Origin of the sequence: Actinomadura sp. DC4, assembly GCF_030406325.1 — a bacterium.
GTDB lineage: Bacteria > Actinomycetota > Actinomycetes > Streptosporangiales > Streptosporangiaceae > Actinoallomurus.
In genome coordinates, this window is the sequence record NZ_JAUEQY010000012.1 from 21405 (window position 1) to 38566 (window position 17162).

The 17162-nt window shown below is 71.2% G+C and carries 13 protein-coding genes and 1 tRNA gene; 4 read left to right on the forward strand and 10 right to left on the reverse strand.

Annotated features, from left to right (window positions below; genetic code table 11):
* Positions 1-219 precede the first annotated feature (219 nt).
* The gene (locus QWU11_RS20430; protein WP_290115612.1) at positions 220-882 is read left to right on the forward strand and encodes a DUF4097 family beta strand repeat-containing protein; all 663 of its coding nucleotides are present in this window, start codon (positions 220-222) and stop codon (positions 880-882) included.
* 11 nt (positions 883-893) lie between these two features.
* Positions 894-1688, forward strand: coding sequence for an alpha/beta hydrolase (locus QWU11_RS20435; RefSeq protein ID WP_290115613.1), 795 nt, complete (start codon positions 894-896; stop codon positions 1686-1688).
* Positions 1689-1818: 130 nt separating this feature from the next.
* Here QWU11_RS20435 and QWU11_RS20440 read toward each other — a convergent pair whose 3' ends face one another.
* The 7 genes from QWU11_RS20440 to QWU11_RS20470 form a co-directional block, all read right to left on the reverse strand.
* Positions 1819-3315, reverse strand: a complete 1497-nt coding sequence (locus tag QWU11_RS20440; protein WP_290115614.1) for a CoA-acylating methylmalonate-semialdehyde dehydrogenase — start codon at positions 3313-3315, stop codon at positions 1819-1821.
* Between the two features lie 185 nt (positions 3316-3500).
* On the reverse strand, positions 3501-3704 hold the full coding sequence (locus tag QWU11_RS20445) for a hypothetical protein (RefSeq protein ID WP_290115615.1): 204 nt from the start codon (positions 3702-3704) through the stop codon (positions 3501-3503).
* The gene (locus QWU11_RS20450) at positions 3701-4426 is read right to left on the reverse strand and encodes an aminoglycoside phosphotransferase family protein (RefSeq protein WP_290115616.1); all 726 of its coding nucleotides are present in this window, start codon (positions 4424-4426) and stop codon (positions 3701-3703) included. Before QWU11_RS20450 ends, QWU11_RS20445 begins: the two co-directional genes overlap by 4 nt.
* Entirely contained in the window at positions 4423-7920 is a 3498-nt protein-coding gene (locus tag QWU11_RS20455) for a phosphodiester glycosidase family protein (RefSeq protein WP_290115617.1), read from the reverse strand. Before QWU11_RS20455 ends, QWU11_RS20450 begins: the two co-directional genes overlap by 4 nt.
* A 1123-nt stretch (positions 7921-9043) precedes the next feature.
* A tRNA-Val gene (locus QWU11_RS20460) sits at positions 9044-9116 on the reverse strand.
* A gap of 90 nt (positions 9117-9206) precedes the next feature.
* A complete protein-coding gene (locus QWU11_RS20465) occupies positions 9207-10970 on the reverse strand; it encodes an ABC transporter ATP-binding protein (RefSeq protein WP_290115618.1) in 1764 nt (587 codons plus the stop codon).
* Positions 10967-12310: an ATP-binding cassette domain-containing protein gene (locus tag QWU11_RS20470; protein WP_290115619.1), complete on the reverse strand. Its 1344-nt coding sequence runs from the start codon at positions 12308-12310 to the stop codon at positions 10967-10969. Before QWU11_RS20470 ends, QWU11_RS20465 begins: the two co-directional genes overlap by 4 nt.
* Positions 12311-12426: 116 nt before the next feature.
* On the opposite strand from QWU11_RS20470, the gene QWU11_RS20475 reads away from it, so the two are divergent.
* Positions 12427-12771, forward strand: coding sequence for a hypothetical protein (locus QWU11_RS20475; protein ID WP_290115620.1), 345 nt, complete (start codon positions 12427-12429; stop codon positions 12769-12771).
* A gap of 2 nt (positions 12772-12773) precedes the next feature.
* Here QWU11_RS20475 and QWU11_RS20480 read toward each other — a convergent pair whose 3' ends face one another.
* Together QWU11_RS20480 and QWU11_RS20485 are read right to left on the reverse strand one after the other, a co-directional pair.
* Complete coding sequence (locus QWU11_RS20480; protein ID WP_290115621.1) at positions 12774-13253, reverse strand: MarR family transcriptional regulator; 480 nt, start codon at positions 13251-13253, stop codon at positions 12774-12776.
* A gap of 136 nt (positions 13254-13389) precedes the next feature.
* Complete coding sequence (locus QWU11_RS20485; protein WP_290115622.1) at positions 13390-13746, reverse strand: four-helix bundle copper-binding protein; 357 nt, start codon at positions 13744-13746, stop codon at positions 13390-13392.
* Between the two features lie 594 nt (positions 13747-14340).
* Between QWU11_RS20485 and QWU11_RS20490 the strand changes: the two genes are divergently transcribed.
* The gene (locus tag QWU11_RS20490; RefSeq protein WP_290115628.1) at positions 14341-15786 is read left to right on the forward strand and encodes a hypothetical protein; all 1446 of its coding nucleotides are present in this window, start codon (positions 14341-14343) and stop codon (positions 15784-15786) included.
* 7 nt (positions 15787-15793) lie between these two features.
* Here QWU11_RS20490 and QWU11_RS20495 read toward each other — a convergent pair whose 3' ends face one another.
* A complete protein-coding gene (locus QWU11_RS20495; RefSeq protein ID WP_290115629.1) occupies positions 15794-17113 on the reverse strand; it encodes a hypothetical protein in 1320 nt (439 codons plus the stop codon).
* Positions 17114-17162 lie beyond the last annotated feature (49 nt).

The window sequence follows — 17162 nt, forward strand, 5'->3', positions numbered from 1 at the left end:
CCCTCGTGTTGCTTTGCGGCCTTCATCTTAGCGTTCACTCTCAATCTGTTGCAACGCTTGGGCGATCCTTGTTGCATTACCCCTCACGACCACTGCAACGAATACCTGGCTCTGACCTGCCTCTATGTTGATGCAGTGCAAAGATCTTGTTGTGTGATCCTTGAATGCAACGTAGCTTTTCCAGTGTTGGAAACAACGAACCCGTCAAGGAGAAGCGCGATGCGAAAGTTCGACACCCCCACCCCGATCACCACCGTCGTGAACGTCCCCGCCGGGCGCGTGCGGTTCATCGCCGCCGACCGGCCCGACACCACGATCGAGGTCCTGCCCGCCGACGCCTCCAAAGGCCGTGACGTGAAAGCGGCGGAGCGGACCGAGGTCACCTACACCGACGGCGTCCTGCGGATCACGGTCCCGGCGAAGACCACCCACCTCGGCTCCTCCGGTTCCGTCGAGGTGACGGTCCAGCTGCCCGCCGGATCCCACGTCCAGGCCACGGCCGCCGCCACCGAACTCCGCGGCGTCGGACGACTCGGCGACGTCACCTTCGAAGGCGCCTACCGCCAGATCAAACTCGACGAGACCACAAGCGCCCACCTCACCGCCACCGACGCCGACATCGAGATCGGCCACCTGAACGGCCCCGCCCAGATCACCACCGCACGAGGCCACATCCGCATCACCGAAGCCGCACACGGCACGCTCGCGCTCCGCACCCGATCCGGCGACATCTCCGTCGGCGCGGCATCCGGCGTCTCGGCCTCCCTCGACGCCTCCACCGGCCACGGCCGCGTCACCAACGCCCTCAAGAACAACGGCACCACCGAACTCGACATCCACGCCACCACCTCCCACGGCGACATCGCCGCCCGCAGCCTCTGAGGAGCACCACCATGACGAACACCAAGTGGACCGGCATGGTCCCGGTCGACGACACGGCCCTCGCGGTCACCGACACCGGCGGTTCCGGCATCCCGGTGGTCTACCTCAACGGCCAGTTCGCCACTCAGGGGTACTGGCGGCGGGTCATCACCGAGCTCGGGACGGACTGGCGGCACATCACCTACGACGAGCGGGCCCGCGGGAAGTCGAAGCGCTCGGCGGACTACTCCTTCGAGGTCGCCGTACGGGACGTCGACGCCGTTCTCGCGGCCCGAGGAGTGGACCGGGCGCTCGTGGTGGGCTGGTCCTACGGAGCCGTCGTCGCGGCGCACTGGGCCGGCCGGAACCCCGGCCGTACCCTGGGCGTGGTCCTGGTCGACGGCGCGTTTCCCTACGACTGGCTCGACGAGGCCATGGAACGGCGGATCCGGAAGCTGTTCCGGCGGATGAGCTGGTTCCTGCCACTGCTCCGCCCGACGGGCCTGGCCCCGCGGATGACCGCCGAGCAGCAGGCGGACAGCAACATCGAGCTCGGCCGGCTCTCCCGCGAAAGCGAACTGGGTCCCGTGCTGGACGACATCACCGTGCCGGTCCGGTACGTGGTCGCGTCGGGGACCTCCCTGGGAAGCCGCGGCGACGAGCAGGAGCAGATCCGCAGCGGCCTCGACGCGGTGACCGCCCGCAACCCGAACATCAAGATCGGCGCGAAGGTCGCCAGCAACCACGGTGCGATCCTCAAGAAGGACTTCCGGTCCATCGCCGGAGCCGTGACCGAGATCGCCGCTCTTGACCGCGCGGAGCAGTGAGGACCTGACCGGCGGACGGACGGACGGCCGATCGGCTCCACGGCCCACCGTCCTCCGCCGGGTCGCACGCAGCGCTGACCGCCGCGGCCGGACCGGCACCGCGATGCGGCCGCGTGCGGCTCTGCGGTGGTCAGCGGGATGCGGGGACGCCCGTCACCGTCTCGGCCGGGTCCGGCCAGAGGCTCGTGATGACCTTGCCGCGTGTGTAGAAGTGCACGGCCTCGCTGCCGTACATGCGGTGGTCACCGAAGGCCGAATCCTTCCAGCCGCCGAAGGAGTGGTAGCCCGCCGGTACCGGCATCGGCACGTTCACGCCGACCATGCCGGTCTCGACCTCCAACTGGAAGCGGCGGGCCGCGGCGCCGTCGCGGGTGAAGATCGCACTGGCGTTGCCGTACGGGCAGCCGTTGACGATCTCCACGGCCTCCTCGTAGGTCTCCGCGCGGACCACGCACAGGACGGGACCGAAGATCTCGTTCCGGTAGGCGTCCGAGTCCGTACGGACCTTGTCGAGGAGTGACATGCCCATCCAGTGGCCGTTCTCCAGGCCCTCGACGGTGAAGCCCCTGCCGTCGAGTACCACGTCGGCTCCCTGGGCGGCCGCGCCCGCGACGTAGTCCGCGACCTCGTCGCGGTGCGCCCTGGTGACGAGCGGGCCCATCTCGGACGCAGGGTCGCTGCCCGGGCCGATCTTGATCTTCGCGGCGCGCTCGGTGATCCGGGACACGAGGGCGTCGCCCGCAGCGCCGACCGCGACCACCACGGAGATCGCCATGCAGCGCTGGCCCGCGGAGCCGTAGGCGGCGGCCACGGCGGCGTCGGCCGCCGCGTCGAGGTCGGCGTCGGGCAGCACCAGCATGTGGTTCTTCGCGCCGCCGAGGGCCTGGACGCGCTTGCCGCTCGCGGACGCCCTGCCGTAGACGTGGCGGGCGACCGGCGTGGAGCCCACGAACGACACGGCCGCCACGTCCGGATGGTCGAGCAGCGCGTTCACCGCGACCTCGTCGCCGTGCAGGATGTTGAGCACACCGTCGGGCACGCCGGCCTCGGCCGCGAGTTCCGCGAGAAGAATCGACGCGGACGGGGCCTTGCTGCTCGGCTTGTGGATGAAGGTGTTCCCGCAGGCGATCGCCATGGGGAACATCCACATGCTGATCATCGCGGGAAAGTTGAACGGTGAGACGCCGACGACCACACCGAGCGGCTGGCGGATCGACGCCACGTCGACCCGGCTGGACACCTCGGTCGAGGTGTCACCCTTGAGCGCCATGCCGAGCCCGCAGGCGAGCTCGACGATCTCCAGCCCCCGGCCCACCTCGGCCAGCGCGTCGGCGTGGACCTTGCCCTGCTCGGCCGTGATCAGCGCGGCGATGTCGTCGCGCCGGGCGTCCAGCAGGGCGCGGTAACGGAAGAGGATCGCGATCCGCCGAGTGAGCGGGGACGTACGCCAGGTGGCGTAGGCCGCCTTGGCCGCCGCGACCGCGGCACCGGCCTCCTCGGCCCCGGCCAGCGCCACCCGCGTGGTGACCTCCCCGGTCGCGGGGTCGGTCACCGGACCCCAGGTGCCAGAGGGGCTCGAGGCGTCTCCGAACGGCTTGCCACCGATCCAGTGCGTGACGGTCCTCATCGGCGAAACTCCTTCACGGATGACGGCGGCGGGCCACACCTCGGCCGCGTGGGCAGGACTCCTGAAACCAAGCTACCGACCTGGTCACCGCGTGCAGTCGCCCCGGCCGGAAGTGCGTTCCCCAGGTCCCGAATGGTCGTGGCGCGGATCACTCACTCAGAGGCGTGCGGGACTTGGTGCGGCGCTCATCCGCCGGTGAGCCGAGAGGCGATCGCCGGGCCGTGTCGCCGGAGCCAGGTCTCGGCCCGGGGCATCCGGTCCTTCACGCCGTTTTCCCAGAGGCGTCGGAACACCGGATCGGCGTCGGCCGCGGCGCGAGTGGTGAGGCGGAACCGATGGACCATCCGCGTCGCCAGGGGCACCAGGTCGCGGCGCTGCCGTCCGGTCATGCCGTAGGCGTCGGCGAAGACCGCGGCGCGGTGGGGGATGTCGGCGTCGGCGAGGGAGGGCGCGCGTCCGCCGGGTGCAGCAACGGCGCCCACCAGTACAGAGCGTTCGCGATGTCGTAGAGCCTGGTGGTGGGTTTGGCGAGGTCGAAGTCGATGAGGGCGGCGGGGAGCCCGTCCCGGAAGACGACGTTGCCGGGGCAGTAGTCACGATGGCCGACCAACTCGGCCTCGCCATCGACGGGCGAAATTCGTACCGTCTCGGCCCCGGGAACGCCTCCCCAGGCCGCGTCCGCGGGCGGGGTCCAGCCCTGCGCGGCATCGTGCAGCCGGCGGATGAGCCCGGCGAGCGCGATGAGGACATCCTCGCCTGTCGCCTCCGGCGGCAAGGGTTCTCGTGGAGCATCGCCGGGAACGAAGGACAGCACCTCCCTGCCTTGTCCGTCGATGCCGAAAGGTACTGGCGCGGCTGAGAACCCGGCCTGGTGCAGGTGCCTGAGGTAAGCCTGGACGGTGGCGGTGAACGGCCTGACCGGGCGGCGGACGGTGTCGCCGATCCGCACGATGCCCCGGGTGACGCCATCCCCGATCAGTGGCTCTTCGATGGGGCAGGACTCCTGGTCGGCAGCGGCGGCACCGCCCGGTAGGACGGCACCGCCGCTGAGGTGAAGCGATCCGCCGACCCCCGGCTCGCAGAGGAGGGAGACCGCCACGGCGACGGTCACCGCATGATCTGGATGGTCTTCGAGGTCGTGATCGGTGCGAGCGAGCCGTCGTCGGTGTAGGCGCGCATCGAGTCGTTGGTGACCGACACGGTGACCGAGCCCGTACGCAGCGCGGTGAGCGTCCGGGTCCGCGGGTCGAGGATCGCGGCGAACCTGCGTGACCTGCGGGCCCTGTCGATGGCGTCCTTGCCGCTGCCGATCGCCAGGTTGGGCGAGCCGCTCCAGTGGACCGACATCGGATAGCGCAGCGGCACGACACGCGTGCCCGTGGACACGCCCTGGGGCTGGACGATGCTGCCCGATAGCTGTGCGGTCCTGCCGGCCTGAACCGAGTCCGGCGTGTTGAGCGTGATGCCCTGTGCGAAGGCGCGTACGTCGGCCTCGAGCCACTGCCGGTCCGCGTTCGCCTTCGGGTCGACCGACCAGTCGACCCAGCCGGTGAAACCGCCGCGGTCCGGCGTGCCGTACGGGTCCTTGCCGGAGGACGGCAGCACCGTGTACGGGACACCTTCGACGCGGTGGACGTTGGCGATCTGGGCGTGGGATCCGACCATGGCGGCGCCCTTGCCCGTGGAGTCACGGAAGTTCGTGAGCATGTTCTCGATGAGCGCGGCCTCGTCACGGTCGCCGAGCTGGCTGGACTTCGTCTCGGCGGGGTCGTCCACCGGGTGGTGGGCGAACACCATCACGTTGTGCACCGACCTGTCGTTCCTGGCGTCGTCGAGCGCCTTCTGCAACATCGGCAGCTGGTCCCACGTCGTGCCGCGCAGCGACCCGAGGGAACTGGCCAGCAGGATGAACCGCGTGTCCTTGTGGTCGAACGTCCGGTACGGCCGGCCGAACTCGTTGGTGAAGTTGGTCAGGTCGGACTGGGTGTTGTTGAGACCGTACGACTCGTGGTTGCCCGGCACGTAGTAGCAGGGGATCGTGCCGGTCTCCGGGTCCGGCGTGCTGTTCGCCGGCGGCTCCTCGCCGACCGGGATGAGGTCGCAACCGGCGTCGGTGAGCACCTGGCGGGCCAGCGCGAGGTCCTGCGGCAGGCCGCGGTCGGTGACGTCACCGTTGAGCACGAGCAGGTCCGGCCTGGTCTGGCGGATCCGCCTGATGGCGGTCGTCGCGACCTGGGTCAGCGCCGGGTTGTCGGCGGTGAACTGCACGTCCGACAGCGTGGCGAACCGCCACGTGTCGTGGCCCGACAGCAGCGAACCGTCGTCGGAGATGAGCGGATCGGGCCGCAGGTCGGGCTGGGCGGGCAGGTCGATCGAGGTCGGGATGTCGGCCTCGATGCGGTCCAGGACGAACGTGCCGGGCTTTTGCTGGGTGATGCTCGTGTTGATGCCCTGGAAGCTGTTGATCGTGATCGGGAACGCGGTGTTGGCCGGCAGCGTGAACGTCGCGTTCTGCCAGTCGTCGCTCGCGTTCAGGCCGGTGCCGTAGACGCCGGTGCTCTTGCCGTTCGCGTCGTAGAAGAGCAGGTAGGTCAGGCCGTTCGGCACGCTGATGCTGGACTTGATCCGCACCCGCAGGCGCAGCGGCTGACCGGGCACCGGGACGCGCCGGGCCGCCGACGTCGCCGCGATGCCGACGTTGCGCATCGCGTTGAAGTCGATCCGCAGGCCGTCGGGGTCGGTCGAGAAGGTGGTGGCGGCGGTGCTGTTGTTGTGCCAGCGGGCGAGCACGTCGTCGTCGAAGTCATAGACCGTCTTGGTCTGAACGCCGACCGTGATCGGGAGCTGGACCGACTTCCCTCCGGCCGAGACCTTGAGGATCGTGCCCGCGTCGGTGAGCGGAGTGACCTTCAGTCGCCCGTCGGCCGGCTGGATGGAGACGACGCTGTGGTCGTAGTCGAGCGAGAGGTCCCGCGGGTCGATCGGGGCGGTGTAACCCTGGGCGTCGCGGCCGGTCACCGAGACGGTGACCGCGTTCTCGGGCGTCGCGTCGGCGATCGACAGGCGCTGCGACGACAGCTCGACGCCGTCGAGCGGGCCCAGGACGGCGACCTTCTCACGCGCGTGCTCGTGACCCACCTCGGCCTTGACGCCGATCGAGCCGCGCTGCCCGTCCGGAGCCCTGAGAACACCGCCCTCGACGGAGGCTCCGGACCACCGTACGGACGTCGGGTCGACCGTCACCGGCGTCTGGTGGTCGTCGATGCCCACCGCGACGAGCGTACGGTGCAGTCCCGGGAAGACCTTCACGCCGCCGTCGGCCGCCGCGGCACCCGGCGCGGGTTCGACGAGGAGCTGGTGCAGCCTGCCGTCGCCCTTGGAGACGAAGATGCCCACGCCGTTCGTGTTGTGCCGTTCCTGGCCGTCGGACGGGGTGTTGCGAATGCTCACGGAGCCCTCGCCGAGCGCGCGGGCGACCATCTCGCTCGAGCCCCCGCTGTCGAGGACGACCGCGGTCTGCACGCCCATTGCGACCATGTCATGGGCGATCTTGGCGACCGTGACGCCGCCGTAGCCGGTGCCGCCCGGGCCGTTCCATTCGCCGAGCACGAGCGTGTGCCCGCCGTCCTTGAAGCCGAACGAGGTACGCGGTGAGATCGCGGTGTTGTCCAGGCCGGCGCGGGGCTTACCGCCTGAGACGATGACGCCCTCACCGGTGCCGCCGTGACCGAGCGCGAACTTCATCGTCTTGGCGACCGGGTCGGCGAGCGCCCAGCTGAGCGTCACCGGGTCACCGGGCCGCAGCGCGCGGATCGCGGCCGCCGAGGCGTCGCGTCCGACCAGGTAGAACCCGTCATCCGGGATCGTCCCCGAGCCCGCGGGACCGTTCGGCGTGACCGAGACGACCTTGTCGTTCTCGACCAGGACCTCGGCGAGGTCGCCGTCCACGCCGATGAACGGGCGGTTGCGGCTGTAGGTGCCCCACGCGGACGTGAACGCGACCATGCCGCCCGCGGGTACCGGGTGGGGTCCGGGGTCCGCGGCGTTGACCGTGAGGATCTTGTGGTCCGTGCCCGAGAAGTTCGCGGACGCGCTGACCGTGGCGTTCACGAGCTGGGCGATACCGTCTTCGCTGACGCCGACGTGCGGCTGCGTCTGGGCGGCCTCCGGGCCGCCGAGGTTGGAGGTCTTGAGCAGCTTCCCGTTCTGGATCTCGGCACCGTGCGCCGCGGTGGAGTTGCCCAGGTCGTAGAAGTCGCCGTTGACGCCCGCGACGGCGCCGGCCTTGTCGGCGGCCTCGCTGAGCGGCCCGCCGGACGCGACGGGTCCGGCGGTCAGCAGGTCCGTGCTGACCGCGCTGTCGGACAGGTTCACGGTCAGGAACCGCCCGTTGTACCAGCCGTTCTGGTCGAGCGCCTGCACGTGCTGCAGGTCGATCCCCGGCCCGATCCTCTCGGTCGTGTCGACCAGGGGAAGCCCGCCGGTGACCGGCAGAGGCTGACCCGCGTCCGCGTCCGCGTGCGCGGGGGCCGGGAGGACGACCAGCGCGGCCGCCGCGGCGAGCGCCACCAGCAGTGGCCTAGCGGCCCGATGGTTCACGACCATCGATTTCATGGAAACCTCGGCTCAGGAGAGCTGAGCGGAGGCGATGACACCTCCGCTACACCGGATGGGGTCAAGGGGTGCGTGCTCGATCAAGACGGTCGGCTCGCAGCCGCGAGTGACGCCACTTCGAGCAGGTGGCGAACCCGGGCGGGATCAGGCGAACCGCGCCCCACGGCGGGCCACGCGCACGGCGGTACGCGGCGACGGGTACGCGATCGAACGTCGCCTCGTCGTAAGTTCTTAACTTTGGTGTGTCCATCTATGTCGGAAATTAATACGATCTTCCGCCGAACGCCAGAGCCTCCAGGAGCCTCGCTCAATGAGGCTCGCTCGGGTCCTCCACGGACTCGGAAGTGGCGTCCCGGTGACCACCAGGCGCACCGAACGCGGCACGTTCGTGCCCGAGATCCCTCACCAGCCCCGCGGCGTCTTCGGTGACGACAATGCACCGGAGGCCGCCGTCATCCCCTTCGCCGCATTCGTGTGCCTGCTGAAGCACGACCACGCCGACACGATCCGCGATGAGAGCGAGCTGCGTCGCCGCGTCCAGGCGATCCGCGCTTCGCAGACCTCTCCGACTGCGAAACGACCTACGTTGGAGCTGACCCGTACGAGAAGCCGCCGCTGCGGAGTGTCTCCCGCGACATCCGTCCGGACCGCCCCGACGCGGTTACCCGCCGCGAGATCGTCGCGATCGGGCTCTCGACAGGAGAGTAGGGTGTACCGGGTCGCCGGGGCAGTACCTCGTCCGGCCATCGGCGTCACCCTTGCCGAGCTACGTGCCCAGCGCGACCCGGTCGTCGGCGCGGCTCGGTCCCGGCAGGGCCCCGTCGGCGTCTCGGAGCCGTCCGCCATTCAGCCCGACCTCGCGTTCGGCCGACCTGTCTTCAGCACGTATTCGGCACGGCTTCCTCGCCATCAGGCGTACGGCCAGGGACAAACGGACACCGAGCGAACAGTGTCCGCCCGCAGATCTGCAGGCCGGATGCCGAGAGTCTGCATGACTCTGGACGGCACCACCGCTGAGAAGAAGCCATCCGCCGACCCCGGCCCGCAGGGGGGCTGTGGGGGCGGAGCCCCCACACCGGGGGGCTCCGGGGGGTCGCCCCCCGGGAAGACACTGTGGGCACAGCTGGATTCGAACCAGCGACTCCTGGTTTGTAAGACCAGTGCTCTAACCACTGAGCTATGCGCCCGTGCGGCCGGACGTCCGGCGACCGGGAAAGACTACCGGGATCAGTGGTATGCCTGCCAAACCAAGCTCCATCCGCGAGGGAGAACGCCCCTCAGCTCTCCTCAAGATAGGCGCGGGCCTGGAGGGTGAACAGCTGGGCGTACGTGCCGTCGGCCGCCATGAGAGCCTCGTGGCTGCCGGCCTCCGCCACGCGGCCGTTCTCCAGGACCACGATCAGGTCGGCCATGCGGGCCGTCGAGAAGCGGTGGGAGATCAACAATGTCACGCCGCCGTACGAGCGGCCCGCGCGGGACAGTTCCGTGAAGCGGGCGAACAGTTTCGCCTCCGCCATCGGGTCCAGGCTCGCCGTCGGCTCGTCCAGGACGGTCAGCAGCGGCGCGGGCCGCATCGAGCCGCGGGCCAGGGCCAGGCGCTGCCACTGGCCTCCCGACAGCTCGTGGCCGCCCGTGAACCACCGTCCCAGCGGCGTACGGAGGCCCTCCGGCAGCTTGGCCACGACGCGGCCCGCTCCCGCGCGGGTCACGGCGGAGGAAACGGCGGCCTCGTCCGAGATCCGCGGCAGGTCGCCCACGCCCACGACCTCGCGGGCGGTCAGGCTCGGGCGCAGGAAGTCCTGGAAGACCGCCGTCGTACGCGAGCGCCACGCGTCGGGCGCCATCGTGGTCAGGTCCGTGTCGTCGGCCAGTACGCGGCCCGAGCTCGGGGCGTACATCCTGGTCAGCAGCTTGGCCATGGTCGTCTTGCCCGCGCCGTTCTCGCCGACGATCGCCACGGTCGAACCCGCCGGCAGGGTCAGGTCGACCTCGTGCAGCACGGGGGCGTCACTGCCCGGATAGGCGAAGGTGACCGACTCCAGCCGGATGCCCGTACGGAGTGCGTCCGGGGCCGGTCCGGCGGCGGAAGCAGAGCCGGCGGCGTACGACTCGAGCCACCGCAACCGCCTGGCCGTACGGACCGCGGCGGACAGCGAGCCCGCCGTGTCCGAGACGCTGGAGACCTGCACCTGGGCGCGGCGCATCAGGCTCACCGCCATGACCACCTGGCCGGGGGAGGCGTGCCCGTGGACCGCCCGCAGCACCAGCACGATGATCACGACGACGAACCCGGCGGCGTAGCACAGCCGGCCGAGGCCCTCCCAGACCGCAGCGCGTAGCGCGCTGCGGACCGAACGCGCGCGTATCCCCTCGGCGATCTCGGTGTGCCGGGCGGCCAGAGCGCCCGTGAGCCCGTACGTGCGGAGTTCCGCGGCGGTGCCGGCGGTCGTCGCCAGTGTGAACAGCCGGTCGGCGAGCCTGCGGTCGGCGGCCAGGTCGTCGCCCGACCGCTGCTGGATGCGGCTCGCCCGCCGGTCGGCCAGCATCGGGGCCAGGGCGATGAGCGGGACGACCATGACCGGCGGGTACACGGTCGCGAGCAGGATCATGATCGCCCCGCCGCGGATGACCACCTGCCAGCCGCTGAGGAGCTGCCGCGCCGCGCCCGCGAGCGTACGGCGGCCCTCGCGCAACTGGTCGATCCGGCTCAGCAGGTCCGGGGTCTCGAAGTGTTCGAGGCCGGGCACCGCGGTGACGAGGCGGGCGATGCGCCGGACGAGGTACTCGCTGACCCGGTCGGTGAGCGTGGAGTTGCGGCTCGCCGACATCGTCGAGAGCGTCCACGAGAGCGAGAACAGGACCGCGACCACGCACGCGCCGGTCACCACGCGTGCCTCGTCGTGGGCCAGCGCGCCGTCCACGATGAGGTGGAACCCGATCGGGAACGTCGCCGACGCCAGCGCCGCCACCGTGGTCGCGGCGAACGCCCAGACCAGCATTCCGGGCGCGGCACGCCAGGCCGGCCCCACCAGGCCCCTCATCGCCGGCCTCCCTCGGCGAAGCGGGCGACCTGGAGCCGGAACATCTCCGCGTACGTCCCGTCGGCCCGCAGCAGTTCGTCGTGCGCGCCGAGCTCGGTGATCCGGCCGCCGTCGAGGACCGCGATCCGGTCGGCCCGCCGTACGGTGGAGAACCGGTGCGATATCACCACACTCGTCACTCCCTCGGTGATCTCCAGGAACCGTTCGTAGAAGCTCGCCTCGGCCCGTACGTCGAGCTGCGCCGTGGGCTCGTCGAGGACGAGGAGGCGTGCGCCACGTTCGACCGCGTACAGCGCGCGGGCGAGCGCCACGCGCTGCCACTGGCCGCCCGACAGGTCCTGCCCGCCCGCGTACTCCGCCGACAGCACCGTGTCCCAGCCGTCGGCCAGCCCCGCGACGAGGCCGGCCGCGCCGGCCCGGCCGGCCACCCGCGCGAGCACGTCCGGGTCCACGGGCTCGCCGAGCAGGTCGAGGGCGACGTTCTCGCGCGCGGTCAGCGGGAACCTCGTGAAGTCCTGGTAGACCACGGCCACCTGCCGCTGCCACTCGCGTGCGGGCAGCTCGGTGAGCGGCCGGCCGTCGATGAGGATCTTCCCGCCGGTGGGGTCGCGCAGGCGTGCGAGCAGCGTGACGAGCGTGGTCTTCCCGGCGCCGTTCACGCCGACGATCGCGGTGGACCGCCCGGCCTCCAGGACGAGGTCGAGCTCGCTCAGGACGTCGTGGCCGGTCCCGGGATAGCGGAACGACACCGCCGCGAAGGTGACGTCGCGCGCCGGCAGCCCCGCGGCGGCGGGCGCGTCGCCGCCGGGCTCGGTGGCGGCGAGCGAGGCCGTCAGCGCGTCCAGGTCGGGCACCGAGGACAGCATGCCCTCCAGCGCGAAGTCGGTCGCGTTCACGCCGCCCGCCTGCATGCTCGCGGGCAGCATCGTCAGCATCACCACGAGCGTGCCGAGCGAGATCGTGTGGTGGTACGCGGCCCAGCCGAGCGTCGCGGTGCTCGCGGAGTACGCGGCGAGCACGAGCAGGCCGAGCAGCGCGATCCGGCGGTTGAGCCGCCGCGCCTCTGCCCACGACGGGCCCATCGCCTCCTCGTGCAGGCTCCGGTGGTTGCCGATGAGCCAGTCGCCGAGGCCGAACACCCGGACCTCCTTGGCGGGCCCGGGCCGCCAGGTGAGGGCGGCGAAGTACCAGCTGCGCCGCAGCGCCTCGGTCGCCCGCCGGAAGGTGCCGACCCGTGACCGGACCAGGTCCCGCAGCGGCCGCCGTACGACGAGCCAGGTCGCCAGGACGCCGAGCCCCAGCCACCAGTGGAACGTCGCGAGCACCACGCAGGCCAGCACCCCGAGATCCGCTCGCCGATCCGGCCGATGAGGGTCATCGCGGCACCCGAGGGCTCGTAGTTCATCAGCTCGCCCTGCGCCGAGGACAGCCGGTCGAGTACGGCCGGGTCCTCCAGGTGGGCGATGCCGGCCGGGGTGGACACGGCCTCGATGAGCCGGCGCCGCGACACGAGGGCCATCCGCGCCTGCGCCACGGCTCCCAGGGCCTCCTCGACCGGCCCGCGCAGCAGGGAGACCGCGTACAGGGCTCCGGCGACGGCGAGCCGGAGGAGCATCCGGTGCCCGTCGGACGAGCCGAGCCCGGACCTGATCGCGGCCGGGATGTCGCCGACCGTACGGCCCATCGCGATGAGGACGAGGTTGGGCAGCAGCGCCTCGACCACCATGAAGCACAGGGCGGCCGCCAGCAGGCCGGGGGCGGCCTCGGCGAACGCGCGCAGGACGCGATAGCGCGGCGATGACCTCAACGTTCCTCCTCGGCGTCGATGTCCTGCCAGGTCGCGAGGGCGGACATGAGCGTGCCGGCCAGGCGGAGGACCTCGCGTTCGGTGGGCGACAGCGACTCCATGGCACGGGCGAGCCACCGCGCGCGGGCGCGTACGTCCTCGGTGAGCCGGTCGGCGCCCCGTTCGGTCAGGCGGATCAGCACCTTGCGCCGGTCGTCGTCGCTGGCGTCGCGCTCGATCCAGCCCCGTTCCTCCAGGGCGGCGAGCGTACGGGTGAGGGTCTGCGGCTTGGAGCGCTGGAGGTCGGCGAGGCGGCCTGCGGTCGCGTGCCCCTCGCGGTCGAGGTGGCTGAGCACACTGATCATCGACAGGGTCGTGCCGTCGCGTGGCCGTTCGGCGCGCATCCGCTGCGCCAGGCCGGTCGCGCCCAAGAAGGCGGCGAGGACGTCGTCGGGGGGATCGGGGGCGTCGGGGGAGTCGGGGGAGCCGTGAGCCACGGAGCGAGAGGTTAGTAAGCTGCTGCGAAGGATTTCAAGAGATTCAGCGGCATAACGGGAGAAAGCCGTACGCCTCAGCGTACGGAAAATCGGCCGTACGGCCCCTGCCCGTCATGAGCAGGGGCCGGACGGGTCGTCAGGCCCGGACGCCGGCCAGACTCCGGCACGCCTCGGCGCACGTCCGGCAGATCCCGGCACAGCGCTTCATGACCGGGTCGCTGTTCATCGTCATGCACGCTTCGGCGCACATGTCCGCCACGCGAGCGCACGTGGCGGACATCTCCACCGCGTGCGGAGACTGGCGCATCATCATGTCCGCGCAGGCACGTGCGACGTCGACGCAGTCCATGAGCGGGCCCATCATCGTCATGTCGACGTGCTGTTTGCCCTGCTGCAGGCAGTGCGCGATCGTCTGCTCGCAACAGCTGTAGGCCTCGATGCAGGCGTCGATGGACTTCTGCGCATCCGCGTTGATCTTCCCGCCGTAGTTCACGGTTCCTCCTCCGGACGTGGCCCCGCCTACTCCGGGGCTGGGATCAATAACCCTCACGTGGCCATATTCCCCGGGCCGCCCGTCCGAGTTGCTGCCAGTCGTCGCTTTTATAAGGGTCGCCCATTATTTTGCGCTGCCGTGCTGTCCGGCTTTTTGAGAGCGTACAGAGGCGGGGATTAATCAGTATTTAAAGGCTCAAATTGCGACATTTTGGACGCGTTGGAGGGAGGTGGGGGCGGGCGACGCGCCCGGCGGGGACGTCGGCGGCCCGGCCGCCGGACGGCCCGCAACCGGCGGCCCTGGGGTGGTTACCCGCCGGTCGCCGGTCCCGTGCCGCGGCGCCGCGTTATGGCGGATTCAGGCAAAGGAGGAAAGGCGTTGCCCGCTCGGGCTCGACGGCGGCATTCGGGGCGTACGGGTCGCCACTCTGTTTTTTGTGCGCGGCATCGCCCGGGTCCGCGTTCGGCGGTCCGCTGGGTGGTTCGGGCGATCGGTACCTGAATCGTTGCGGTTGTTGGCTCCCGGCACGACTGGAACCAGATACGGTCTTTGGGCTGACAGTCCAGATCATCCCGATACCAGGGGGGGATGAGCGTGTCCGGATTGACGGACGAGAACGCACCCGTACCCGGCTCCGCCGTACTCACCGCCGGCGATGAAGCACCGCCGGAGCAGGACGAATCGCCCTCCACGAGAGACGCGGAAGACATTCCCGAAGACGCCGATCCCCGAACCCGGCCCTGCGCCTACTGCGGGCGCCCCCTCGATCAGCCGGGCGACTCGTCTCCCGCGATGCGCTACTGCCCGGACAACGGCGGCGCGTGCGCGCAGGCGGCGGCCGAGCGAAGACGCCGCGACCAGGACACGGCCGGCCTCGCCGGTCAGGTGGCGCGGACCTGGGACATGGTCGAACGTCTCGAGGACGTCGCGGAGCTGCTGGCGATCTCCCTCACGACCGGGCTGAGCGTGGCCGGCATCGACCGCCGGCTGGCCGAGGCGCGGGCCGAGGCCGCCACCGCCCTGGCCGACGCGCATCGCGAGCGTGAGGCGGCCCGCCTGGAGTCCGAGGGTGCGTTCGCGCAGCTCGGCGGCGTACGGGACCAGCTGCGGGCGGCCGAGGTCTCGGCCGCCGAGCTGACCGCGCAGCTGGAGTCGGCCCGGACCGAGCGCGACACGGCCCGCGACATGGGCGACCAGGCGACCCGTACGGCCGAGGCCGCCAACGAGGCCGTCACCGCCCTGAGGGAGGAGCGCGACCGCCTGATGGGCCGGGTCGTGGAGCTCACCTCGGCGCTGGACCTCGCACACGGCGAGCTGGCGGACGCCAAGGAGGCCCACCGGCGGTCGATGGCACTGGAGGAGACGCGTACGCAGCTGCGCGCCACCGAGTCCGAGCTGGACAAGATGCGGACCACGGCGGAGATCGCCCAGAAGGCCCGCGCCGCCGCCGAACAGGCGTGCGCGGAGGCCGACCGGCAGGCCCTGGAGGCACGGGCCCACGCCGAGGAGATGAGCGGAGAGCGCGACGAGATCATCGCCGAGCGCGACTCGCTCGCCGAGGACCTGAAGTCCCTGCGGATGGAACTGGAGTCCGCCGCGCCCCGCCTGGCGGCCGGCGAGCACCTCGCCACCGAGCTGGAGACCGCACGGAAGGACCTGGAGCAGCAGCAGTCACGCCTGCTCGAACAGCAGCTGCGCTCGCGCGAGCACTCCCAGATGGTCGACCAGCTACGCGGAGCCCTGGCCACGATGATCTCCGAACGCGACGCCGCGCGTGCCGAGGCCGACGAGACGAAGCTGGAGCTCGAACGGCTGGCGAACAGCGTCCCGCGGGGCTCCCGGCACGCGCGCCCCGCGGAGTTCGGCGGCCAGCCGGCCGACGGGACGTCGCCGAGCCGCTTCCCGCCGTTCCCGGGCTCGCCGCAGTCCCCGGACCTGCCGTCCGGCCACGATCTCCCGCCGGGCCACGACCTCGGCGGCGTGACGGGGCCGCCGGAGTCGTTCCGCCGGGGCCGTTTCCTCCCTCCTCCGGAGGAGTGATCCCGGCTCAGCGTTCGGTCGGGCGGCGGAGGCCGCTCGCGGCGACTCTGGCCAGTACCGCGGGGGAGAAGAGCGAGGCGGGGGCCGAGGTGAGCGCCAGGACGTCCAGCAGGCTCGCGCAGACGTGGCGGTCGACGTTGGCCGCCGCCACCACGCGGTCCACGTAGGCGTTGATCACGCGGGTGGTCAGCCGGGTCGGGGCCGCCTCCGTCTCGCGGTAGCGCAGGTCCTCGCCGGTCGCGACCAGCCAGGCTCCCGCCGCGCTCCGGGCCGCCCGCCGCTGGAATCTCCGCTCGGCGTCGTCGCGGTCCTCCCGCAGGCACCGGTCCAGCGCCATCGCCGACAGGGCCGCGACGCTCATGCCCTGGCCGTAGATCGGGTTGAAGGCGCACGTGGCGTCGCCCATCACCACGAAACCGCGCGGCCACGCGGGCAGCCGCTCGTAGTGCCGCCGGTGGTTCGCCGTACGCCGGAAGCCGGTGATCGGGCTGAGCGGCTCGGCGTCGCGGATCGCCTCGTACAGCACCGGGTCGCGCAGTCCCTTGGCGAAGTCCAGGAAGGCGTTCTCCTCGGTCGGGCCGTAGTCGCGGCCCGCTCCGGACAGGCTGCAGATCCAGCGCCCGCCCTCCTGGGGGAACAACCCTCCCGTACGGCGCGTCGCCGGCGGGTCGGCCTGGAGGTAGAGCGCCTTCCAGCCCGGGTCGAAGCCGTCCGGGACGGCGTAGTAGCGGCTGGCGTACCCCAGCAGCGGGTCGACCAGCGTCTCCGGTGGTGCCGGATAGCCGAGCGCGGCCAGCCACGCCGGCGCGCGCGAACCCCGGCCGGTCGTGTCGACCACCAGGTCGGCGGCGATCGTCTCGCCCGACCGTAACGCGACCCCCGCGACGTCCGGCCCGCGTGTGAGGAGCCCGGTCACCTCGTTGTCCTCCAGGACGTCGAGCGACAGCGCGGCGTCCCCGGCGAGCCGGGAGTGCACGGCCCAGTCGAGCAGCGGGCGGCTGAACGTCAGGAGCCGCGTCACCTCGAACCGCTTGCGCCAGCCGGCCGAGGTCAGCCACAGCAGGTCGGAGGGGACGCCGATGTCCTCGGCCCCGGCGCCGAGCAGCGTCTGCTCCAAACCGGGGAAAAGGTCTTCCATAAGCTCGAGACCGCGGGTCCAGAGCACGTGGAGGTGGCGGGACTGCGCGACGCCGGGCCGGAAGGCCGCCCCGGCCGGAAACCGGTCCCGTTCGACGAGTGTGACGCGGTCGAAATGATCGGTCAGGACGCGGACGGCCAGCAGTCCGGCCATGCTTCCGCCGACGACGACGGCATGATCACGATTCACCTGGAGCCTCTCGGTCGCGGCAGGAGTGACAAAAGGTTCAGGGCGTTAT

What these genes read in the sequence shown, in the direction of transcription:
- QWU11_RS20430 (WP_290115612.1), top strand. Translation starts at nt 220, where the DNA reads ATGCGAAAGTTCGACACCCCCACCCCGATCACCACCGTCGTGAACGTC.
- QWU11_RS20435 (WP_290115613.1), top strand. Translation starts at nt 894, where the DNA reads ATGACGAACACCAAGTGGACCGGCATGGTCCCGGTCGACGACACGGCC.
- QWU11_RS20440 (WP_290115614.1), bottom strand. Translation starts at nt 3,315, where the DNA reads ATGAGGACCGTCACGCACTGGATCGGTGGCAAGCCGTTCGGAGACGCC.
- QWU11_RS20445 (WP_290115615.1), bottom strand. Translation starts at nt 3,704, where the DNA reads ATGACCGGACGGCAGCGCCGCGACCTGGTGCCCCTGGCGACGCGGATG.
- QWU11_RS20455 (WP_290115617.1), bottom strand. Translation starts at nt 7,920, where the DNA reads ATGGTCGTGAACCATCGGGCCGCTAGGCCACTGCTGGTGGCGCTCGCC.
- QWU11_RS20465 (WP_290115618.1), bottom strand. Translation starts at nt 10,970, where the DNA reads ATGAGGGGCCTGGTGGGGCCGGCCTGGCGTGCCGCGCCCGGAATGCTG.